Here is a 24,683-nt window from a genome sequence, read left to right on the forward strand (position 1 = left end):
CCGATGGATTACCTGGCCAGTATTTCCACGTCCACTATTTTCTCAGGGAACCATACATTCATTTCTCCTTCTCCCCTGTTTGCCCATGCATAATATGGGATCAGTGTTACCTGCTTAGGTACGGTGCTCACCTGCTGTTGCTGTTCATTTACATTGATACTTTTGCCTTCCCCTTTGAGCACCACGACGCCGTTCAGCATGTCTTTCCTTACTTCAGGCGCGAATACTTCCGGTAATAACAGATTGCTGGTACGGCCGTCATTATCTTTCCACTCTGCACAATACATCAATGGTCCGCGCTGAACTGCGATCTTACCGTTATCATCTTTTACCTGCTGATTGGCCAGTACTTCATGTGTTTCCATAGGCAACTGTACCTCTACCACATCTTTCCTGTTCCATTTCTTTCTGATCACGGCATATCCCTGCTCCAGCTGATATGATACCGGCTGGCCATTTACTTTGATCAGCACACTGTCTGCCTTACCGCCTTTAAAATAATAGATGCCGCCGGGAATAGCTTCCTGTCTTGCCCAGCCGGGTATGCGGACTTTCAAGGTGAACTCCGTTGCCGCAGCCGGCTCTATATTGAAACGCAGATTGCCCTCCCATGGGTAATTGTTGGACTGCACGATCTTCACTTTCTGTTTTTCCACATCCAGTGAGGCGGTACTGTTAACAAACAGGTTCACATATACTTCCCGGCCTTTCTGTGCGTAGATGTAGCCGGGGAGTGAAGGCAGGAAACGCGCCATATTTGTCGGACAGCAGGAGCATTCAAACCATCCCGAGCGCGATGCCTCCAGGCTGTGATGATGCATTCCCCGGCGTACCTGCATGGCATTGGTATAGAAGAAAGACTTACCATCCAGCCCCACGCCGGATATCAGCCCGTTGTACAGGATCTTTTCCAGCATATCCACATACTTTGCATCGCCATGCAACTGGAACATACGTTGATTCCAATAGGCATTACCGATAGCTGCACAGGTCTCATTATAAGCGGTAGCATTGGGCAATTCATAATTCTCGCCAAAGCGCTCGCCATCGGGTACAGCACCGATGCCGCCCTGCACATAGATCTTTTTAGTGGCCATATTCTCCCAGAGCCTGTCAATAGCATGCAGATAGGCGGTATCGCCTTCCAGCGCTGCTATATCGGCCATCGCTGCATACAGGTACATAGCCCTTACCGCATGTCCTACCACTTCTGACTGCTGTACTACCGGCGCCTGGTCCTGCCAGTATTTGCCATTCTCCCATGGGTTCCTGCTTTTAAAATTATACTGCCGTTTGCCTCTTTCATCGATGAAGAACTTTGCCAGCTGCAGGTATTCTTTCTTTCCGGTAACGCGGTATAAACGTACCAATCCCATCTCCACTATTTCGTGCCCGGGAGCAACACCACGTTTGCCGGGACCAAAGGTCTGTACCAGCAGATCAGCATTCTTCAGCGCAATGTCCAGGAAATTACGTTTGCCGGTAGCCAGGTAATGCGCACTGGCAGCTTCAAACATATGCCCGGAATTATAAAGTTCATGGCTTCCGTCATGCTCCTTCACCCATCGCTCCGGTCCCGACCAGTCGTGCGGATGCAATGGATCGATCGTTCTTGCTGTATACAGGTAGCCATCAGGTTCCTGGGCTTTAGCCACAATAGCGATCAGCGAATCCACATAAGCGTCCATCTTCTTATCGGGCGTAACAGCCATGGAGTAGGAAGCCCCTTCGATAGTCTTGTAAATATCCGTATCATCGAAGGGGAACTTCGTACAGAACTTCCCTTCTTTCGCTGCCGCCATCTCAAAGTTCTTCACACGTCCCGTACTTTCGCACCTTGCAAAAGATGCAGGGATCGTCACATTATGATTCGTACGTACACGCGGCAGCCAGAAGCTGTCTGTCAGCTGCACAGCAGTGAAATTCACTGCCCTCACAGGATAGTCGGCCTGCTGCGCACAAAGAGGAACAGCGTACAACAGGGCGAGCGATAATAATTGTTTTTTCATAACCCTTTATAAATTAATAACCACCATTTTGCTGAAGATTGCCATTTTTGTTGATCTCGATACGGGGAATAGGAAAGAGTGTACGGTAGTCGCCATTAGGTGTATGCGAAAACCATGATTTCTTTGTAAACACTTTAAAGCGGATCAGGTCCTGCCTGCGGCGGTCTTCCTGCGCAAACTCCCAGCCCAGTTCATCCAGGAAGCGGCCATACTGGATATCAGCCCCGCCTTCCACAGTTTGATTCAGATGATCGCGCAAGCCGTAGTTATAAACACTTCCTTTCAGCAAGTCAGCGCCTGTAACCAGCGCTTTATCCGGATGCTCTGTAAAATTCCGTTGTCTTACCTGCGTTACCAGCGTAGCTGCGCCTGCAGCATCGCCATTCCTTAACAGGCTTTCCGCTTTCATCATGAGGATGTCTGCATAGCGGAACAAAGGCCAGTCATTGCTCAGCTGTACATTGGCTTTCTGCTTGATCTCAAATTTACCCAAACGGAAACCATGTATCTCTTCCGACTGATCGATGCCCGGCACTTCATTGATAAAGGCCAGCGGTTTGCCCGTATAAGCGCCCATGGTGCAGTTCAGTGCAGCACCGGCAGCGCTGTATTGTTGTCCCTTGATCCAGTTATCGCGATAGCGCGCATCATCCATATCAAATGTATTGATGAACTGGGGAATAGCACAGATACCGCCCCATGGAGTGGACTTGAGATTATAGGTAGCCTGGCATGCAGGTTGTAATGTCTGCATGTGAATATCAAAGGCATTCCAGTTCGTTACATATGTCTCATCAAACGGCAGCGCAAAAATGATCTCCTTGGAGTTCTCATTGTCTGTTACAAACACGCTGCGTTGTACGGGTTCCAGTATAAAGCCTTTCCCTGAATTAATGACAGCATCGCATGCTGCGATACATTCATCCCATGCAGAGGTACCGGTGTATACTTCTGCGTTCAGGTACATCTTGGCCAGTAAAGCATAGGCTGCCCACTGATTGAACCTGCCATAGGTTGTCTTGTCATTCTTATCGCTCAGTAAAGGAAGATTGTCTTTTATTTCCTTGACGATGAATTCATATACTTCCTTACGGGTACTTTGCTTCGGCAGGAATCCTTCCGGCACGTCGAACTTCGTTACAATAGGTACATTGCCATATACATCACACAACACATAATAGTAGGAAGCGCGCAGTACCTTCAGCTCAGCCAATGTTTCTTCCTTTCCATTGGAGACAGGTATACTGCCTGACTCCAGCTGATAGATGACACGGTTGCAATTGGTAATACCGGCATAGGTACGGTTCCAGGTATTGATGGTAACATCATCATCTGCCGTCCACTTATGCTCATGCAAACGACGATAGATACCGCCATCCACCCAGCCATTAGGGCGCGCCGGGATCACCACTTCATCTGAGGTAGCTTCCTGTATGCGGGCAAAGCCATTCCAGTCGTTCAGCACAATACGCCAGTTCACATAAGCAGCGCCCACCAGTGAGGCCAGGTCTTCTGTGGAAGGATCAAATTGCCCGGCGATGATCTCGTTATAACTTACATCCTTTAATTTGGTGCAGGCAGACACCAGTAACAGCGTTGCCAGTAATATTGTCTTGATAGATTGTTTCATAACAGCAGAAATTAAGAGATCAGAAATTCATGTTAACACCAACGGTAAAGGTCCTTACTGAAGGATACTTGTCCCTGTCATCGTTGCCGGGCGCCAGTCCCAGCCTGTTCACCTCAGGGTCGATCCCCTTATAACCAGTGATGACAAAAGTGTTCAGCGTAGATACATACACACGTGCGGAATGCATGTACTTTAATTTCAGGTTCCGGAAATTGTATCCCAGTGTGATGTTGTCTACCTTCCAGAAATCGCCGTTCTCCACATAGTAGCTGTTAAACTCCAGTGGCATATCTTTACTCAGTACTGCTTTTCCGAATACCTTATCGTAAGCAGACTTTAAGCGGTTGTACTGCTGCAGGCCGGTATTCTCATAATACATGCGCTGGAAGTTCAGGATCTGGTAGTCGAAAGCGCCACGCATAGTAATATTCAGATCAAACTGTTTGTAACGGAAGGTGTTGTTCCATCCGGCATAATACTTCGGAAGACCATTACCCAGTACACGTTTATCTTCGAAAGCATGCTGGTAACTGTCGTAGGGAACAGGCTTCCCGTCACGGCCTTCATAGATCCATTTACCATCCTGGGAAATGTCTACCACTTTGAAACCATAGAAATCGCCGATATTATCGCCGATGTTCACAATGTGCGTGAAGGTCTGGATCGGTTCGCCGGTACCACCAGTGGTAAAGTAATTGTTGGTAGTCTTGTAGAGGTTATTAGACAGGCTTACAAGTTTATTGGTATTGGTAGAGAAATTCACACTGCTGCTCCATTCGAAGTTCCTTGTCTTTACCGGGATGAAGTTCACCAATACTTCCAGACCTTTATTTTCCATCTTGCCTACGTTAGCACGTGTGGACGGATACATGTTCGGAGGACTGGGCACCTGGTAGTCGTACAACAGCCCATTGATGCGGCGGATGTAATAATCTATGCTACCGCTGATCCTTCCGCTATACATAGAGAAGTCCAGACCTGCATTCGTTTCATGTTTTTCTTCCCAGCGCAGGTTGGCATTGGGGTTCTGTGAAGGTCCCAGTGTCTGTATCCACACGCCGTTTACATATACATAACTGCTGTAGTTCAGGATGGCCACACCAAGGAACAGGTCTGTCGGCTGTGTACCGGTAACGCCATAACCTACACGTAGTTTCAGGTCGTCGAACAATGTCTGCTTTTTCATAAACGCCTCGTTGCTGATACGCCATCCGGCAGAAACAGCCGGGAAGGTACCCCAGGGTTGCTTAGTGCCGTACAATTGGCTGGCGGCTTCATGACGTAGGCTGGCCAGCAGGAGGTAACGGTCGTCATAGCTATAGGTAGCCCTGCCAAAAAAGCCAATGAGGTTCGTTTCTGTTTTATCGCTGTATTCCGGCGCCAGGCCTTCCTTCAGGGCCTGCCCTATGCCAATGTTGTTGTAGGTAAAGCGGTCTGTGGGGAAGTCCCAGTTCTGCATCCAGTGACTGTTATACTCACGTTCCTGGTAGCTGTAACCTGCCAGCGCCGTGAATTTATGTCTTCTTACATCTTTACTGTATTGTGCTGTCAGTTCCACAAGCCTGTCCATCCTTTGTGCTGAGCCTACTGATGCATACCCGTTCCTGCTATCCCTGAGATTAGATATATGCTTTTTAGTTTCTGAGTACCCCCTGTCTTCATTGTAATGCGTATAGGAGAATAAGGCAGACAGTTTCAGTCCTTCTACCGGCAGCAGGGTCAATGAACCATTCAGACGGGTGTTCTGAGAAGTATTCCGGCCGTCGCTTTCATAAAGCCTTGATACCGGGTTTTCGTAGTTAAACAAGCCGGTCTGTTCATACCAGTTTCCCAATGAATCGCGCAAAGGAGATGTCGGGTTACGGATGAGGGCCTGCCTGTAGGTATAACCATTAAAGCTGAAACCATCGCCGGTGGTAGTGTACCTGTTGTTGGCGCTCAGCATGCCCAGGTTCACCCGCAGCTTATCATCCAGCATACTGTGGTTGATATCGATACGGCCGGTGAAGGTCCTGTTATCCGATTTCTTCATCACACCTTCCAGGGAACGGTAGTTAGCATTCGCAAGATAATTTGTTTTGGCATTCCCTCCCCTCATTGTAAGGTTGTGTACATGCGTGAATGGCGTCTGTGATATTTCCTTCAGCCAGTCGGTATTGGCGCCCTGGTCCCAGGAAGCGTCCCTGGTGCCTTCCGCGATCTGTTTACGGTAGTCGGCAGCTGTCAGCATTTCCGGCTTGCGGGCGATGGTCTGTGTGCTGACATACCCGCTGTATTCCACTGAATTGTTGTAGGTACCGCTGGCCCTGCGGGTGGTGATAATGATCACACCGTTGGTACCGCGTGTACCATATATAGCAGCAGCAGATCCGTCTTTTAACACATCGACAGATTCGATGTCTTCCGGCGCTACTGTCTTAAGATCGCCCGGTATACCGTCTATCAGCACCAAAGGATCAGCGTTGGCTCCCAGCAGGGTGGTATTACCACGCAGCAGGATCTGCGAGGTACTGGTGGGGTCGCCGCTGGGCGTAGCGATGGAAAGTCCGGCTACTTTACCCTGTAGCAGTTGTCCGGCGTCCAGCACATTGCCTTTTACGAAGCTCTCTGACTTTACGGTAGCGACAGCGCTGGTCAGGTCGCCCTTCCGCAGGCTACCATATCCTATTACAACAACGTCTGCCAGGGAGTTATCGCTTAGTGCCATCTGGATATTCAGCTGACTGCGGCCTTTCACGGCCACTTCCTGGGTGCGGTAACCGATGTAACTGATCAGCAGCGTATCGGCTTCGTTTTTCGCTTCGAGCGAGAAAACACCTTTCTCATTGGTAATGGTACCCGCCCTTGACGATTTCACCACGATGCTCACTCCCGGCAGTGGCTGTCCTTTTTCGTCGGTCACCATGCCTGTGATGACCTTGGCCATGCCCTCGGGAACCGGCATGCCTTTAGCGGCAGCCTCCATGGCAGCAGACATAGGCATTCTTTTGATAATGATATATTTCCCTTCCTGTACATAGAACAGGTCGTGTGGCAGCAACAGTGCGTCCAGCACCTCTTTCAGTGAGCGCTCCTTGTTTTCCAGCGCGGGTACAGGCGTATTGCCGGCCAGCGCACCGTCTACAATAAAGAAGAAAGGCGCCTGCGTTTCTATGCGTTTTAATACTTTATCAAGTTTTCCTTCCCTGATATTCAGCTGCAACATCACGGTGTTCAGGTCCTGCCCATTGGTATCACGGGCAATGAGCAACAACGTTGTTGTACACAGCACTATCATTATCATGATCACTGTTCGCATTAGCTTAAACAAAAGGTCTGGTAAATAATGGTGGGTAATGCCCATAGGCCTCCCTGTCAAAATACCGTAGTATTTCATATCTTTAATTGCATTTTGTATGATGTAATAGAATACAAAGCCGTAGCGCCTGCGTTGCATATATGGTTTGCAGACTCTGATGCAGACAGCGCTATGTTATCCTTTCCTTACGGGAAAGGATTTTTTTATGTGGTATTGCCGGGAAATGCTGTTGTTTGCTTCATAACGGGATTCTTGATTTTTGTGAAAATATTATTGGCACCCTTCTCCGCTGATATATACTTCTTTTTTGTCCTGACTAATGCGGTATGTGGAATTGTTGATCTTACATAATAGCTCCAATATTCGCTCCATCGTTGCCTGTTCATCAAAGCTGGCAATGAACGTGCATTGCTTCAGTGCGTTGTTCTCAAAATGGAAAGTGACGTCATATTTCCTGCTTAAGGTGTTGGCAATAGATTCAAATGTTTCATTGTTCACCTCAAACCCGCCATTTATCCAGGCGTGGTAAACCGTTGCATTGACGGTCCTTTCGGCGGCACTGTCTGTCTTTTCTTCCAGCGTGATCTGTTTATTGGCTGTCAGTACCGTAATATGCTTCCTTTCATCTTCCACCTTTATCTTCCCGGAAGCAACAGTAATGGAAGTTGGTTCGCCGCTATAGGCTTTAATATTAAAGCTGGTACCCAACACGGTTGTAGTGCTGCCTCCCGCTTTTACAATAAATGGGCGGGCGCCTTTCCGCACGTCAAAAAACGCTTCTCCGCTGAGTGTGACCTCCCTGTGTTGCGGCCCCTCATGGTATTGCAGCTTACTGTCTGCATTCAGCCATACAATGCTACTGTCGGGCAGTACGATCCTGTTTTGCTGTTCCTTTGGTACGTATACGACAAGTTTCTTTTCAGCCCCTTTCGGATATAAAGCCCAGACACCGGCGGCGATCAGGATGGCAGCAGCCATCCACCACACTGTAGACAAACGCCTTGTCCGGGGCCTGTCTTCCATCCTGACCATATCCATTTCTTCCTTTCCGTACCATTGCATCAGGACGTTGATCTCTTCCTCTGTGGCGGTACCAGCCAGCCATTTGCGGGCAAGTTCGTGGATGTAATCGTCAGGCATTATTTCCGAGTTATACTAATTAAGAGTGTATAACTGACAATTTACCCTTGCTGTTAAGAAAGATTTTTTTCAGAAGAGGACAGTGTGCAGAGCGCTTAGTTTCAGGCGTAATATTTTGAGGGCTTTGGTCAGGTGCCCTTCGGCTGTTTTCTGGGATATATTGAAGGTCTCTGCCGCCTGGCCAATGGAGTAATCGAGCAGTTTATTATAGTAGAATACCTGCCGGCTCTTCTCCGGCAGTTCATTGGCAACAGTTTCTATTAGTTGTAACAGCAGCCTGTCATTTACCAGGGCCTCCACATCGGCCCCATTGTTGCCGGCAGCTTCGGACATATGAGATAAGGTTTTCATCCTGGAAGCAATGGTCTGCTTACTGGCCAGGTAATGAAATACGGCGTAACGGGTAATGGCAAAGAGGTAGGGTTTCAGCGCGGAGATCTCGATATCATGTCTTTTCTCCCATAAGATGATGAAGGTATCCTGTACTATTTCTTCTGCGATCTCTCTGACCTGCAGGCGCTTCATGGTAACATGAAATAACAGGTCCCAATACCGCCTGTACACTTCGTTAAAAGCGTCTACGGAATCGTCCCTGATCATATCCCACAGGTATTTATCCGTGCAAGTGGAATCCGGATGAATGTGCGCGTTCTTCACGTGAAAAGTATAAAGCCCTATAAGTGTGTAATCTACAATTAAATCTTCACTTTTCCAATATGGGATTAGTTATCAGAAAAACGCGTGTTCTGATATTTTTCCTCTATATGTGATAGGATTATCAGGCAGTGGCATTGACTGCATTCATCATCGTACAAGCTGCTATTCCTGCCGTTTCCGTACGCAGGCGGGTGTCTCCCAGGGAAACAGGCTGGAATCCTTTTTCCAGTGCAAGGTTGATTTCCTGGGGAGTAAAGTCGCCTTCAGGCCCTATCAGCAGTAAGCTATCCCTGCCGGCTTGCATGGCTTGCCAGAGGTGCTGCTTCTGTTCCGGCAGGCAATGGGCAATGAACAGTTGCTGAGCAGGCGGCTGTTGTACCAGTGAGTCAAAGGCTGCGGGTGCAGCGAGTTCCGGAAGATAGAACTGCTGCGATTGGAGCATGGCCGAGACGAGGATATTCTCAAAACGGTCTGCACGGAACTTTTCCTTTTCTGTACGCTGGCTTACCAGCGGAATGATGGTCTGTATACCAATTTCGGTCGCTTTCTCGAGGAACCATTCTATGCGGGAGGTATTCTTGGTAAAGGAGATGGCAATACGGACAGGGGCTTTGACAGGCGGCATCAGTTCATAGTTCTTTACCTGTACAACACACTTCTTGCGGTTATCGTCGGTGATAACAGCGGTGTAGCGCCCCCCGCGACCGTCGGCCAGCAGCACTTCGTCGCCGGCTTCATGGCGGAGCACCTGGATGCAATATTTAGAGGTAGGTTCATCCATTGTATAATGCCCGGCGCCGGGAGTGATGTCTTTAGCGTAAAACATGGTGGCCTGTTGAGATTTTTTGCAAATATCGGTTACCTGGAGGAGAATGGGACATCTGATCATCTCCCCACCGGCAGGAAGCGATCCATAGTGAAGACGGCTTTATGCTGGTATGCATCTATAGCAGAGATCTTATACTATAATGATGCTAAACTGATACTAAAATATCATCTAAAGGTCACCTCAATATCGATTCGATATACAGATGACATTTATATGCCTTTTTAGTATTGTTTTGATAACGGTATTGTAAGCCGACTGCATACTGACTGAAGCCTATCTTAACACTACAAAGAGCGGGTAAGACCTTAAATTCACATAAGAAGGAAATAAAAAGCCGCCTCACTGGTTAATGAGACGGCAGTTCAGAAGTATGAGGTTTAATTAAAGTATTGTTTGTCCATGTATAGGGACAGTATTATGCCGTTTACCCGGCCAATGCAGCTTTTGTGCGATGCTGGAACCTGAAAAACAGTAATATCGACGCCGTCAGTAATCCTATCAGCAACCCCCACCAGATGCCCTGCACACCAAAGTGCAGATAGATACCCAGGAAATAGCCTACAGGCAGTCCCAGTACCCAATATGCCAGCAATGTAATGATGGTTGGCATGCGCACATCTCCCAATCCGCGGAGAATACCCAGTCCTACTACCTGTGTACCGTCGAACAACTGGAAGAATGCCGCAATGATGAGCAGATCTGCAGCAATGTCGACAACAGCAGGATCATTGATATACATGAGCGGCAGCACCCTGCAGCCCAGCATGAAGATCAGGGCCGCTGCGCCCATCATCACCAATACCATATGATAGCTGGCAATGGCAGAGGACCGCAGTTCGCGCCATTGTCCTGCGCCAAAATGATTACCGCTTTTAATACCCGCTGCAGCAGAGATACCGCTGGCCATCATATAGGTAATAGACGCCAGGTTGATGGCTATCTGGTGAGCAGCCTGTTCCCGGGCGCCTATCCAACCTGCCATTACAATAGCACTACTGAAGGCGCTCACTTCAAATATATACTGCAGGGCAACAGGCGTACCAATGCCCAGAATTTGTTTAATGGCAGCAAGAGACAAATAATGTTGCCGGAAATGCACCAGGTAAGCTTTGAAACGGGGAGAAGACAATACATACCAGGTCATAGCGGCGGCCATCAGGACCCTGTCTGTCAGCGTACCGATACCCACCCCCACAACGCCCAGCCGGGGCGCTCCAAACAGCCCGTACACCAGGGTAATACCTATCAGAATATTCAGCACATTCCCAATGATGCTGATGTTCATGGCCTGCCGGGTAAATCCCAGCCCCTCTGCAAACTGTTTAAATGTGAGGAAGATCATCAGGGGGAAATAGGATAGGCCCAGTAATTGTAAGAAGGGCCTTGCCAATATGCGTACATCCTCTTCCTGTCCAAGCAGGTGCAGGTAATTGCTGCCGGTTATAATTGCAGTAGATAATAACAGTCCAAGCACGATATTAATAACCAGGCTATGGCGCAGCAGAAAACCGCATTGCGCGAGGTTCTTACGGCCATGTTCCTGCGCTATCAGCGGGGTAAGGCCATAAGACATGCCAATACCTACTACCATGAATATGGAAAATATACTGCTTCCCAGCGCTACTGCCGCCAGGGGAACATCACCTGTATGACCAATGATAATAGTGTCAGAGAAGGCAACCAGGACGTGTCCCAGCTGGGAGATAACTACAGGATAGGCTAACCGGAAATTGTCTTTATAGTACAGACGATATTTATTCCACATAATATTATAAGGGGGAAATTAAAAAGGCGCCCCGTGCAGAAGGAGCGCCTTTCAGTATTATTACTAATTCTGTTTACTTAAAAAGGAGCGTCTTCAAATCCTTCATCAAAATTCATGTCATTCATTTTGGAACCCTTCTGGATATACAGCTTCGCCTCGTCATTTCCTCCGCCATCATTACCACGCAAACCTGCAAATGCGTTGCTGCTGCCACCTCCGGGGTTTTCCAGGCTACCATCGTCCTCAAATCGCTGGAATTCCAGCACCGCGCGCAACTTGATGGTATCCAGCTGACCGTTACGGTGTTTAGCTATACGCACGTGGGTTTCACCTTTGTTGGACTCGCCCATTTCGTTGGTGTTGATCTCATAGTATTCAGGACGGTACAGGAACATTACCATGTCGGCATCCTGCTCGATCGCACCAGATTCACGGAGGTCACTCAACTGCGGCATCTTGTTACCATCCTTACGCTTTTCCACATCACGGCTCAACTGGGAGAGGGCCAGGATCGGCACGTGCAACTCTTTCGCCAGACCTTTCAGGTCCCTGGAGATCTTACTGATCTCCTGCTCACGGTTGCTACCCTTTCCGTCGGCGCTACCGCTCATCAACTGCAGGTAGTCGATGATGATCACCCCTACTCCATGGTTATGTACCAGCCTTCTGGCCTTGGCGCGCAACTCGAAGATGTTCAGTGCCGGGGTATCGTCTATGAAGATAGGCGCTTTTGCCAGGCGTTCAATACCATGGGTCATCAGCTTCTTCATCTCATACTCCTCCAGTTTACCCCTGGTGATCTTTTCCAGTTTTATTTCAGACTCCGCGGACAGGATACGTTGTACGATCTGCCCGGAGGACATTTCCAAAGAGAATACCGCTGCACCTTTCGGGAATCGTGGGTGAAGGGCGGCATTTCTGGCCAGGTTCAGCGCAAATGCCGTCTTACCTACCGCAGGACGTGCCGCGATGATGATCAGGTCCGTCGACTGCCAGCCATAGGTCACCTTGTCCAGTGAAGGGAAACCGGAAGGTACCCCGGTAATATCATCCCCACGGTTACGCAGATCTTCGATACGTTTCATCGTATTCACCAACACACGGTCAATACTGTCGTAGTTCTTACGTAAGTGGTTGTTGGTCACCTCGAAAAGTTTACTTTCCGCGGAGTCCAACAGGTCGAATACGTCTGCCGTATCCTCATAAGATTCACTGAGTATCTCGCCGGATATGCGGATCAGTTCCCGCTGGATGAATTTCTGGAGAATAATACGGGCGTGCGCCTCGATATTGGCGGAAGAAACCACCGTATTTGTCAGTCGGGTAATATAATATGGGCCGCCTACTACTTCCAGTTCGCCCATTGAACGCAGTTCCTCCACAACGGTCAGGATATCCACCGGCATGGACTTACCTGCCAGCCGTGTCATAGCCGTAAATATCTTCTGATGTGCTTCTACATAAAAACATTCACCTTTCAATATCTCTACCACCGTGTCAAATGCTCCTTTCTCCAGCATAATGGCTCCCAATACAGCCTCTTCCATCTCCTTTGCCTGCGGAGGAATCTTGCCGTACATCATGGTAGATACGTCAACGGACGACTTACGGCGTACATTGCGGTCCTTCTTAAGATTGAGATCCATCTATATGTTCGTGATTAGTCTGTTAATCAAAAAATTAATATGTCGTGGCTTCCTTAGTTATCATTACAATTTTATTGTACCAGCTGAACCATTCCCGTTTTATGAAATTGTAAACTTTTTTGGGCCGTACAGACTAAGGTAACCGCATTTTTCGATTTTCTAAAGTTTGCCTGGGTATATAATTTATAAGGTGACATGCACAGGTTATGCACCCGCAAAATGACAGTTATGCACTGACTATCGATTCATTATCCACCAAACTCACACAATATCCCCATACAAAGGTCTGGATATTCACAAACAATGTGCAAAAAAGTTTCACACATAAGCCTTGTTGATTTGCACATTCTCTTCCGGGAAGATTTCGATTGCCTTCGTATCCGGATGACCGGTATAATCTGGTGCGATTATTGGAAAGGCACCCCCCTGCTCACAATGCAGGGACGATGAAATTCACGCTGATCCATACATGCAGTCAGCAGTGTTCTCAGGCATGCCAGCACGGAATTGGGTAGATGCCGTTTATTCACATTTCTGAGGAACAACCGGTCTGACCCTGGAAATGCTGACCGCTATTCCGCCCTATATATAGGGACTATTCGTGATTTACACTAACTTTACGGACTTATATAATTTACAAATGACTATTTCGTACAATTGGCTGTGTGACTATTTGCCGGTTAAACCTACACCGGAGGAACTATCTGTTATTTTGACGCGTATAGGCCTGGAGGTGGAAAGCCTGGAACAATTCGAGTCTGTAAAGGGCAGTCTTGAGGGGCTTGTGATAGGCGAGGTATTGACTGTAGCACCCCATCCCAATGCCGATAAACTGAGATTAACAACGGTAAATACAGGTAGCGGGGAACCGCTCCACATTGTTTGCGGTGCACCCAACGTAGCAGCCGGACAAAAAGTAGTAATAGCTCCTATAGGAGCCACTATCTACCCGGTTAGCGGAGAACCGCTGACCATGAAAAAGGCGAAGATCCGCGGAGAAGAGAGCCATGGAATGATCTGTGCAGAAGATGAGATCGGCATCGGTGAAAGCCATGCCGGTATTATGGTGCTCGACCCTTCACTGAAACCCGGTACTCCTGCCAGGGAGGTGTTTAAACCCGTTCAGGACTGGATCTATGAGATCGGGCTCACTCCCAACAGGATGGATGCCATGAGTCATCTGGGTGTGGCAAAAGACGTATGCGCCTACCTGAACAACAGTGAGAACACACTGAAATACAAGGCATTAACACCTGAACTTTCCACGCTGCCCAAAGCAGCTACGCCTTACCAGATCGGTGTTACCATAGAAAATACAGACGCTTGTCCCCGGTACAGTGGTATTTCCATTACCGGTGTGAAGATCGCGCCTTCCCCCGACTGGCTGAAGAATAAACTGCTGGCCATCGGCGTAAGGCCTATTAATAATATAGTGGACATCACCAATTTCATCCTGCATGAAACCGGTCAGCCGCTGCATGCATTTGATGCCGACGCCGTAGAGGGCCGCCAGGTCATTGTAAAGAACCTGCCGCAGAATACGGTTTTCGTAACGCTGGATGAAAAAGAGCGTAAACTCGATGCCACCGATCTGATGATCTGCAATGGTAAGGGTGAGCCAATGTGTATTGCCGGTGTTTTCGGCGGACTGCATTCCGGTGTGAAAGATACTACTACAAACATTTTCCTGGAAAGCGCCTGCTTCAGCCCTGCCAGCATCCGGCCTACTTCCTTCCGTCACGGACTCCGTACCGATGCGGCAGCCCGTTTCGAAAAGGGAACTGATATTTCTGCAACAGCATATGTATTACAGCGCGCAGCCGCATTGATCTGTGAACTGGCAGGTGGTCAGGCAGCATCGGAGGTAGTGGATGTATATCCTCATCCGAAGGCACAAACAGAAGTAGCGACCAGCTGGAATTACATCCGTAAGCTGAGTGGAAAGGCCTATCCTGAAGATAAAATTGTGAATATCCTCAGCAGCCTGGGCTTCGGCATTCTTAAAAAAGATGCGGACGGGCTGCGTGTGAGCGTGCCTTACAGCAAACCTGATATCAGCATCCCGGCCGACCTGGTGGAGGAAGTTATGCGTATTGATGGCCTGGATAATATTGAGATCCCTTCCCAGGTGATGATCACTCCCTCGGCCAATCCGAAGCCGGATAAGGAGAAGGTGCGTGAAAAGGCAGCTAATTACCTGGCAGCCAACGGGTTTAATGAGATTTTTACCAACTCTATCACAAATAGTAAGTACTTTACAGCTGAAGTGCTGCAGCATACCGTAAAGATGATCAACAGCCTCAGCGCTGACCTGGATGTGATGCGTCCTTCCATGCTGGAAACCGGCCTGGAAAGCGTAGCTCACAACCTGAACCGCCGTAACGACAACCTGTTGTTCTTCGAATTCGGTAACACATATGCTGTCAGCGAGCAGGGCAAGTACGACGAAACGGCTCACCTGAGCCTCTACCTGAGCGGCCAGAAAAGAACGGAAAGCTGGATGCACAAGGCCGAACCGGTAGACTTTTACTTCCTGAAGGGCTATGTGCAGAACCTCTTCAAACAGCTGGGTATCAATGGCCTGCAATGGTCCGAAGCCGAAAACGACGCGCTGCAGAATGGCTGGCAGATCAGTGTGAAGAATAAGCCGGTAGTAGTGCTCGGCGCTGTTAACGCACAGAAACTGAAACAGTTCGATATTAAGCAGCCGGTGTGGTTTGCCGACTTCAACTGGAAGAATGTATTGGGATTACTGCAAAAAAGCGATAACTTTTACAAGGAAATACCGAAATTCCCGGCCGTTCGCCGTGACCTGGCGCTGGTACTGGACAAGCAGGTAAAATTTGCTGCAGTGGAGGCGGCCGCAAAAACGGTGAAGTCATCCCTGTTACAGGAACTGAACCTGTTTGACGTTTTTGAAAGTGAGAAGCTGGGCGCTAATAAAAAGTCATATGCCGTTAGCTTCACCTTCCAGGATGCACAGAAGACCCTTACCGATAAAGAGATCGATGCGGTAATGGACAAGCTGGTAAAAGCATTCGAAGGACAGTTACAGGCAGAAATCAGGAAATAATCAGGGATTAGGAATAAAGAAGGAGGTAGTATAACCGCACTTCTTTATTCTTAATAATGAATTGAATTTTATGGCTTTAGAGCAGTACATACAAAGGATAGACGATAAGCTCCATTTGTTGTTAAAAAAGCTGCAACAGGTGCAGGCTGAAAATGTATTGCTGAAAGAGCAATTGCAGGCACAGGAAGAAACACTGGCAGCCCGGGACGAAACGATCGCAGCCCTGGAAAATAAGCTACACCTCGCTAAAATGGCCGTAGCCACCCAGGGTACACCGTCCAGCCGGGAAGACGATGAAGAATTCAGAAAGGAAATGCGAAACAAGATCAATGATTACATAAAAGAGATTGATCGCTGTATTGCACTGTTAAACAGCTAGTTAAAACCAAATCTACCGACATGGAACCGCTGATTCCCATTAACATTGTGGTAGCCGACAGGTCATACCGCATTAAGATAAAGCCGGAAGAGGAAGAGGAAGTACGCCGTACCATGAAGGAAGTGAACGAAAAGATCATTGAATTCAAGACAGCGTACGCTGGTAAAGACCTGCAGGATTATATTGCTATGGTCCTTATCATGTACGCCACCCATCCCGTGACAAGCGGAGGGAAGATACAGGCGGGCCTTGCGCCATTCCTGGAAGAGAAATTACAGCACCTCGAAGCGCTGCTGGACAGCTCGCTGAAGTAAAACCAGGATCGAACGGATCAGGAAACCGGAGAGATGACATATTTTGGGCCGGTCACTATTCCTGATACTTCATTCCTGACTGACACAGATCTGTGATGCACTAAATATTTTGAAAAAGTAGATTAGCAGCTAGTAACGTATTGAAATAAAATCAGGACATACTACGAAGAAAATCAATGCTTTATCGACTTATCTAATATAGGATTTTCCTGTAAGCTTCCACACATCTGCATATCAGCTTATCATCCCGTCGTTTCGCACGTTCTTTTTTGTATTTTCGCGAATCAAGTTCTAAACCCTCTACCTTTCCACGGAATGGGATATGGCCAGGAATGCAACATAAATCAAGTATTAAAATTTTTGTATGGAAGTTACTTTAATGTCGACAATAGCTGCAGTGGTGGCATTGATCATAGGTATTTTGTTAGGTAAGGTGATTTTTGCCAAGAACACTCAACATAAAATACAGGAGGCAGAATTACAGGCACAGAAAATAGTATCCGAAGCACAACTTACCGCAGAAAACCTCAAGAAGGACCGCCTGCTGGAAGCAAAAGAAAAATTCCTCCAGCTGAAAAGTGAGCACGAGAAAGAAGTTTTACAACGTAACCAGAAAATAGCAGATTCAGAGAACCGCATCAAACAGAAGGAACAGACGCTGAACCAGAAGACGGAGAATCTTCAGAAACAGATGCAGGAAAATGAGGCGATCAAGGAAAACCTCAACCGCCAGATGGAACTGGTTGCTATAAAACGTACCGAGCTGGAAAAACACCAGGAAGAGCACATCCGCCGCCTGGAAAAAGTAGCGGCCCTGACAGCAGAGGAAGCACGCCACCAACTCATCGAAAGCCTGAAGGAAGAAGCCCGCTCACAGGCACTTGCACACATCCAGGAAATTATCGAAGACGCCAAACTGAAGGCAAACAAAGAAGCTAAAAAGATCATCATACAGTCCATCCAGCGTACTGCTGCCGAGCAGACCATTGAGAACGCTATCACTGTGTTCAACCTGGAAAGTGACGAGATCAAAGGTCAGATCATTGGTCGTGAAGGCCGCAACATCCGTGCTATCGAAGCAGCAACCGGTGTTGACCTGATCGTGGACGATACCCCGGAGGCTATCGTACTGTCTTCCTTCGATCCATTACGCCGCGAGATTGCCCGTTTGTCCCTGCAACGCCTGGTACAGGACGGCCGTATCCACCCTGCGCGTATCGAAGAGGTAGTAGAAAAGACCAAGAAACAACTGGAAGAACAGGTAATGGATATCGGGGAAAGAACCGTGATCGAGCTGGGTATCCATGGCTTACATAAAGAACTGGTACGCTTGGTAGGTAAAATGCGTTTCCGTTCCTCTTATGGTCAGAACCTGCTGATGCACTCCAAAGAAACAGCTAACCTTTGTGCTGTAATGGCGGCAGAACTGGGCCTGAACCCTAAACTGGCAAAACGCGCCGGTCTGCTGCATGACATTGGTAAAGTACCTGATGAAGAAACTGAACTGAGCCATGCCCTGCTGGGAGCGAAGCTGGCTGAGAAATATGGTGAGCATGCTGCTGTAGTAAATGCTATCGGCGCCCACCACGATGAAATGGAAATGCAATACGTGATCTCTCCTATCGTACAGGCTTGTGACGCCATCAGCGGCGCACGTCCCGGTGCACGTCGTGAGATCATGCAGAGCTACCTGCAACGTATCAAAGACCTGGAAAACCTGGCCCTCGCCCATGATGGTGTGGAAAAGGCTTATGCAATCCAGGCCGGCCGCGAACTGCGCGTGATCGTTGAAAGTGATAAAGTAACCGATAATGACGCTGACCGTCTGTCTTTCGAGATCGCTAACAAGATCCAGACTGAAATGCAGTACCCTGGTCAGATCAAAGTAACCGTGATCCGTGAGAAACGTGCTGTAAACGTAGCTCGCTAAACCGGCAACTGTATAACCTAATTTAAAAGGCGTCCTGAAAACAGGGCGCCTTTTTTATTTTTAGTTTCTTACATTTAAGTTCCACGTATTCATTTAGCTTATAAAACCGTTCTGAAAAATGAAAAGACTCCTTTTGTTAGCTGCCGTCCTCTTCATAGGCAGCCCTCTCCTCTTCGCACAAAAACAGTCCCTCTTCAATGGTAAAGACCTTGAAGGCTGGAAGATCTACGGTACCGAAAAATGGTACGTGGAAGACGGGACACTGGTCTGTGAAAGCGGCCCTGATAAGGAATATGGCTACCTGGCCACCAACCAGTCGTTCAAAGATTTTGAACTGACCCTCCAATTCAAACAGGAAGCTGACGGTAACAGCGGCGTATTCTTCCACTCTTCCATTGAAGGCACAAAGATCACCGGCTGGCAGGCGGAAGTAGCGCCCAAAGGGAAACACACCGGAGGCATATACGAATCCTACGGCCGCGGCTGGCTGATCCAGCCGGCAGCCGATAAAGAGCAGTACCTGAAAGAGGGGGAATGGAACACCATGAAAGTGATCGTCAAAGGAGATAAGGTGAGCACCTTCCTCAATGGCCATGAAATGATCCAGCTCACAGACGATAAGATCGGCGCTGCCAATGGGCAGATCGCACTCCAGATCCATTCCGGCGGAGGGATCAGGGTAAGATGGAAGGATATTTCAATTACCAGTCTCGACTAAATAAGGGTACTACATTGATGCATTTAATCAATGCCCTCCATCAACTGCGGTGAAGCATTTTTCAGGAAGTGTTTCACCGCAGTTTTTATTACTGCGGATGCCTGTAAACGGTACCCATCTCCCGGCGGCAGTGATGACCTACCCATTATTATGCTCAGCCAGGAATACCTGCTTAACTTCTCTGTATATATCATTTCCCCGTCTCCCGCGGGCAGTGATACTCTTCCGTACTATTTGGCGAATGTTAATGTTCAATCAGGAATACCTGCGTAACTTCGCCGCTGTCTAACCGTAATTAATAATTCGTAACTGATAAAACCATGCTTCAACAGCAAATAAAAGACGTAGCAGCCTTTCTGAAAGACCTCCAGCCGGCCCGTGTAGGCATCGTACTGGGAACAGGACTTGGTCAGTTGGTGAACCATATTAAGATACAGAAAAGCATCCCTTATAACCAGATCCCCCATTTCCCTGAATCTACAGTGGAATCGCACAAGGGGCAACTGATATACGGTCATATCGGCGATACTCCTGTTATTGCCCTGCAGGGCAGATTCCATTATTACGAAGGCTACACTATGCAACAGATCACCTTCCCGGTGCGCGTCATGAAGGCCCTGGGCATTCAGCACCTGCTGCTCAGCAATGCGGCCGGTGGTATTAATAAAGCCTATTCCAAAGGCGACCTGGTGTTGCTGGACGATCATATCAATCTTCAGACAGACAATCCGCTCCGGGGCCTTAACTCCCCCGATTTCGGCCCCCGTTTCCCTGATATGAGCCGGCCTTACGACCCGGTGCTGGGCGAGGCATTATTGGCAGCAGCAGCTACCCTTGGCCATAAAATGCATACCAATGGAGTATACGCGGCAGTTACAGGCCCTAATCTCGAGACGAGGGCAGAATACCGTTACCTGCGTACTATCGGCGCTGATATCGTCGGTATGAGCACCGTACCGGAAGTAATTGTGGCAAACCAGCTGCAATTGCCCTGTGCCACCGTTTCCGTGATCACAGATGAATGCGATCCTGACAACCTGCACCCGGTGTCTATTGAAGAGATCATCGCTGTGGCGGGTACTGCCGATAAAAAGCTGAGTGCGATCTTTGCAGCGGTTGTGAGCAAGTTATAATCGTTATTTAGATAATAAAGCCCCTTATAGTTTCCGCAACTATAAGGGGTTTTGTTTGTTTATCCGACAGCGATGCTCCGAAGCCGGACAACGATGTATTAAAACCGGACAGTTTAGAACATATTAACATACTTATTCTCCTGATGAATTTTGGATTATAGCCTGGCATCTTCTTAGTGAAACTGTTAATTGGCTTCAAACACATGTCACATGCTTAACAACTTTCTCAGGATTGCTATACGGCATATCACGCGAAATAAGGCCTTCTCATTTATCAACATTGCCGGTTTTGCTATAGGATTAGCCACCTGTTTGCTGATCATGTTATATATCCTTGATGAGCACCGTTATGATAAACACCAGGAATATGGTGACAGGAGTTATCGTATTGCCTACTTAAATAATAAAGGAGAAAAGTGGGTAGCCGCATCGGCACCACTGGCATTTGGCATCAAAGATGCCTTACCGGAAGTGGAACAGGTAAGCAGGTTGCTGACATTTCCCGATATTGCCAGGATGCTGTTGCAGTATAAGGATGGTACGCAACAAAAGCAGCTATTTGAATCAAATGGCTATTATGTTGATTCTACATTCTTTCAGATACTGAGCTACAAATTTATCTATGGCAATGCACTAACTGCGTTAAATAACCCCAATAGTCTCGTCATCTGTGAAGATATAGCCCATAAATTTTTCGGTCATGTAAATCCTGTAGGGAAACAGATCAACGTCAATACTCCGTTTGGACCGTTCAACTACACCGTAACAGGAGTTTTTGAGAGTAAAACAAGCAAGTCGCACATTCCTGGCCGGTATTTTCTTTCCATGCGAAATAATGATACCTGGAACTGGGTACGGCAGCAAACCAGTTGGATTGGCAATAGTGTTTTCTATACCTATGTGAAACTGAAAAAAGGAACAGATGCAAAACACTTTGAAGCAAAGCTGCAGTCGTTCTTTAATGAAAAAACTGCAGCCGACATGAAAGCAGCAGGATTTTCCCTGACCCTGTATCTACAGCCGGTGCCGGATATTTATCTTCACTCCTCCGCCGCAAATGAGATTGGGGCCAACGGCAATATCATTTATTTATACATACTTGGCTCTATCGCTGTATTTATACTTGTTATTGCTTGTGTTAACTTCATGAATCTCTCCACGGCATCTGCTGAGAAAAGGGCGAGAGAAGTGGGCATGAGAAAAGTATTAGGCGCAGGAAAAGGAGCACTGATACGACAGTTTATCGGAGAGTCTTTTCTTATGAGCCTCCTGGCACTGATACTCGCCCTCGTACTTGTTTTTACGCTGTTACCGTATTTCAATATACTTGCCCAAAAAGAAATCAGCCTGTTCGATAATCCCTACCTTTTGTTATGGATTATTGTCCTTACTATTACATCAGGACTATTTGCAGGAGCATATCCCGCCTTCTATTTATCAGCTTTCAACCCCGTATCAGTATTAAAGGGAAAAGTACTCAACAATTTCTCTGCGGTAGCTATCCGGAAAGGACTCGTAATATTTCAGTTTACCATTTCGATCTGCCTTATTTTCGCTGCCATCGTCATCAGGCAACAGCTTCATTATCTCAAAAATCAACCGCTCGGCTTCCGTAAAGAACAACAGTTAATTTTGCCACTTGGACAAGCATTCCTGAATAGCGAGGTACACTACTCTTCACTAAAGAATGAACTGACAGGATACCCACAAATAAAATCTATCTCCAGTGGTTCCGTCTACCCCGGCACTTCCGCCATGAGTGATATGCTGTTCTACCCTGAAGGCGGCTCTAAAAGCGATATTGTAGACATACATCTGGCAACGGTAGAAAAAGACTATATAGAAACATTGGGATTCCAGGTGTTGAATGGGAGAACATTCTCAAAGGATTTTCCTGCCGATTCTACCAGTATCATCCTCAATGAAACTGCTGTGAAAGCACTGGGATATACGACAGCCAATGCCGTTGGCAGGAAGATACACTATGATTTTGGTCAATTCCGTGATGCGAGAACAATTGTTGGTGTTGTAAAAGACTTCAACTTTGAAAGCCTCCACAACCCTATCCAGCCATATGGCTTTACCACTAACACTTTTGGAAGTCCTTACAATTATGTCATTGTCAGCGCTGTTACTGACAATTACACAGATCTTCTTCAAAAGATCAGACAGGTTTGGGAGAAATTACACCCGGCTATCCCCCTTGAGTATTCCTTCCTGGATCAGGACTTCCAGCGCAATTATCAGAAAGAGCGACACGCTTTCGGGATCATCTCCTATTTTACTATCATTGCTATCTTCATTGCCTGCCTGGGCCTGTTTGGACTGACGATCTTTTCCGCAGAACAAAGAAAGCGGGAGATAGGTATACGAAAAGTACTGGGTGCTTCTGCCAGGAACGTAGTGGTATTACTCTCAAGAGATTTCATACGGCTGGTACTGATTGCCTTTCTGATCGCATCTCCCCTGGCCTGGTATGCAATGGACAAATGGTTGAGTGAGTTTGCTTTCCATATACAGATAAGCTGGTTAACCTTTCTTGCTGCCGGCATGTTGGCCATCTTTATTGCATTGCTGACGGTAAGCTCACAAGCAGCAAAAGCAGCTTTGACCAACCCGGTGAAAACATTGAAAGCAGAATAATTTATCAGCATACATAATTAAAAAGCCGGTCATTGCGCATGTAGCAATGACCGGCTTTTTAATATCTGATTATCTATTTTCTGTCGTCGTCATCTTCATCATCCTCCTCATCTTCGAAGCCACCGTCTTTATAAAAATCTTCATCATCTACCTCTTCTTCTTTACCATTACCCGCTTCATCGTCTTCTACATCCTCATCATCCTCCTCGTCTTCATCCTCATCGAAGTCTTCGTCTTCCTCTTCGTCGTCCTCGTCCTCGTCATCATCTTCATCTTCATCTTCATCATCATCTTCTTCTTCTTCTTCTTCAAATTCATCGTCTTCATCATCTCCATCCTCCTCATCATCTGATTCATCGTCTTCGTCGCTGTCCTCATCGTCCTCGAAGTCTTCATCATCATCTTCTTCCTCATCTTCTTCGTCGTCACCTTTAGGGCCCAGGTCTGCAGCCGCTTCGAGGAAAGCAGCTATATCATCATCTGTCGCCACTACATTATCATCGTCAGCGACAGGGTTCTCCTTTTCCCCGGCTATATTATCCGGAGATTCATCCTTTTCATTGTCATCCACAGCCTCCTCATCCACAGCAGGGATATCTTCCACTACCACCGGTACAATCCCCTGTGCAGAAAGATCACTATCCTCAGCATCTTCCAGGTCTGTCACCGGAACATCTTCATCCACTACGGGAATTTCTTCCTCCACATCCACATGGTGGCCATTGAGCCCGGCCTCATTATCATGCGGGAGCTCACGTTCAACAAGTTCTCCTGTTTCAGACACGACCATGTTCAGGCCATCTTCGTCCGGAGATTCAGTATTGCCATCAATGCCTACAAGCGTAGGTTGAATACCTTCATCGTCAAATACTTCCTTCAGTTTCGGCAGGTCTTTAGGAGAGTTCAGGCCGAAATAATCCATAAAGGCCTTGGAAGTAGAATACAGAAGCGGCTTACCGGGCAGCGTTTCACTACGACCGGATATCACAATCAATTCTTTCTCAAGGAGTTTCTGAATAGAATAATCAGTACTTACACCGCGGATATGTTCTATTTCCCCTTTGGAGATCGGCTGCTTGTATGCAACGATCGCCAGGGTTTCCAATGCCGCTGTAGAAAGGCGTTTCAGGAATTTCTCCCCGTTCAGCTGAGCAACGGTCTGGTAATATTCTTTTTTTGTCAGGAACTGGTAGCCGCCACCGCTTTCCCTTACCTCGAAGGGATAGAATTCAGAGCTGTATTTCTCCTTGATAGCATCCAGGGCCGTCTCCACCTGTTCCAGTGAGGCACGGTCTTCCAGGAAGGCCAGTGCATTGTTCAACAGATCGAGTATTTCCAGCAGGGGCAAAGGCCTGTCTGCGGCAAATATCAGTGATTCTATGTGCGGTATGATTTGTGAAAGTTCCATTATCGGGTTTTTCAGTATTCAGGTGCAGAAGGCCGGAGCCATTACCACGCCTGTAAAAGAAAAAAGTCAAAGGCCGAAAATACAGCCTTTGACCCTTATGAAGAAATCAAA

Annotated in this window: 16 protein-coding genes; 7 read left to right on the forward strand and 9 right to left on the reverse strand. The window is 47.6% G+C overall.

The genetic code is table 11. The features are described 5' to 3' along the window. Positions 1-8: 8 nt before the first annotated feature. From MYF79_RS32030 to dnaB, 8 genes are all read right to left on the reverse strand, one after another. Positions 9-2,009 (reverse strand): glycoside hydrolase family 127 protein, encoded by a 2,001-nt coding sequence (locus tag MYF79_RS32030; RefSeq protein ID WP_247811879.1) that lies wholly within the window; start codon positions 2,007-2,009, stop codon positions 9-11. 13 nt (positions 2,010-2,022) lie between these two features. Then, entirely contained in the window at positions 2,023-3,639 is a 1,617-nt protein-coding gene (locus MYF79_RS32035; protein ID WP_247811880.1) for a RagB/SusD family nutrient uptake outer membrane protein, read from the reverse strand. Between the two features lie 19 nt (positions 3,640-3,658). Continuing rightward, positions 3,659-6,922, reverse strand: a complete 3,264-nt coding sequence (locus MYF79_RS32040) for a SusC/RagA family TonB-linked outer membrane protein (protein ID WP_247811881.1) — start codon at positions 6,920-6,922, stop codon at positions 3,659-3,661. Between the two features lie 285 nt (positions 6,923-7,207). Beyond that, complete coding sequence (locus MYF79_RS32045) at positions 7,208-8,077, reverse strand: FecR family protein (RefSeq protein WP_247811882.1); 870 nt, start codon at positions 8,075-8,077, stop codon at positions 7,208-7,210. Between the two features lie 69 nt (positions 8,078-8,146). After that, positions 8,147-8,734, reverse strand: coding sequence for a sigma-70 family RNA polymerase sigma factor (locus tag MYF79_RS32050; protein ID WP_247811883.1), 588 nt, complete (start codon positions 8,732-8,734; stop codon positions 8,147-8,149). Between the two features lie 121 nt (positions 8,735-8,855). Further along, positions 8,856-9,560 carry an RsmE family RNA methyltransferase gene (locus MYF79_RS32055; RefSeq protein WP_247811884.1) on the reverse strand — a complete coding sequence of 235 codons (705 nt, stop codon included), beginning with the start codon at positions 9,558-9,560 and terminating at the stop codon, positions 8,856-8,858. 427 nt (positions 9,561-9,987) lie between these two features. Continuing rightward, positions 9,988-11,328: an MATE family efflux transporter gene (locus tag MYF79_RS32060; RefSeq protein WP_247811885.1), complete on the reverse strand. Its 1,341-nt coding sequence runs from the start codon at positions 11,326-11,328 to the stop codon at positions 9,988-9,990. Between the two features lie 77 nt (positions 11,329-11,405). Further along, positions 11,406-12,974 carry a replicative DNA helicase gene (gene dnaB, locus MYF79_RS32065; RefSeq protein WP_247811886.1) on the reverse strand — a complete coding sequence of 523 codons (1,569 nt, stop codon included), beginning with the start codon at positions 12,972-12,974 and terminating at the stop codon, positions 11,406-11,408. Between the two features lie 640 nt (positions 12,975-13,614). Between dnaB and pheT the strand changes: the two genes are divergently transcribed. From pheT to MYF79_RS32100, 7 genes are all read left to right on the forward strand, one after another. Continuing rightward, on the forward strand, positions 13,615-16,047 hold the full coding sequence (gene pheT / locus MYF79_RS32070; RefSeq protein WP_247811887.1) for a phenylalanine--tRNA ligase subunit beta: 2,433 nt from the start codon (positions 13,615-13,617) through the stop codon (positions 16,045-16,047). Positions 16,048-16,117: 70 nt separating this feature from the next. Further along, positions 16,118-16,426, forward strand: a complete 309-nt coding sequence (locus tag MYF79_RS32075; RefSeq protein WP_199653536.1) for a hypothetical protein — start codon at positions 16,118-16,120, stop codon at positions 16,424-16,426. Between the two features lie 20 nt (positions 16,427-16,446). Then, on the forward strand, positions 16,447-16,740 hold the full coding sequence (locus MYF79_RS32080; RefSeq protein ID WP_149693732.1) for a cell division protein ZapA: 294 nt from the start codon (positions 16,447-16,449) through the stop codon (positions 16,738-16,740). Between the two features lie 364 nt (positions 16,741-17,104). Next, on the forward strand, positions 17,105-18,670 hold the full coding sequence (gene rny, locus MYF79_RS32085; protein WP_176842132.1) for a ribonuclease Y: 1,566 nt from the start codon (positions 17,105-17,107) through the stop codon (positions 18,668-18,670). A 118-nt stretch (positions 18,671-18,788) separates the two neighbouring features. Then, the gene (locus MYF79_RS32090) at positions 18,789-19,388 is read left to right on the forward strand and encodes a DUF1080 domain-containing protein (protein WP_247811888.1); all 600 of its coding nucleotides are present in this window, start codon (positions 18,789-18,791) and stop codon (positions 19,386-19,388) included. A gap of 320 nt (positions 19,389-19,708) precedes the next feature. After that, on the forward strand, positions 19,709-20,521 hold the full coding sequence (locus MYF79_RS32095) for a purine-nucleoside phosphorylase (RefSeq protein ID WP_247811889.1): 813 nt from the start codon (positions 19,709-19,711) through the stop codon (positions 20,519-20,521). A gap of 210 nt (positions 20,522-20,731) precedes the next feature. Further along, positions 20,732-23,164: an ABC transporter permease gene (locus MYF79_RS32100; RefSeq protein ID WP_247811890.1), complete on the forward strand. Its 2,433-nt coding sequence runs from the start codon at positions 20,732-20,734 to the stop codon at positions 23,162-23,164. A gap of 73 nt (positions 23,165-23,237) precedes the next feature. Here the strand turns inward: MYF79_RS32100 and scpB are convergent, their stop codons facing one another. Continuing rightward, positions 23,238-24,572 carry an SMC-Scp complex subunit ScpB gene (scpB, locus tag MYF79_RS32105; RefSeq protein WP_247811891.1) on the reverse strand — a complete coding sequence of 445 codons (1,335 nt, stop codon included), beginning with the start codon at positions 24,570-24,572 and terminating at the stop codon, positions 23,238-23,240. Positions 24,573-24,683 lie beyond the last annotated feature (111 nt).

This window comes from Chitinophaga filiformis (assembly GCF_023100805.1).
Classification (GTDB): domain Bacteria; phylum Bacteroidota; class Bacteroidia; order Chitinophagales; family Chitinophagaceae; genus Chitinophaga; species Chitinophaga filiformis_B.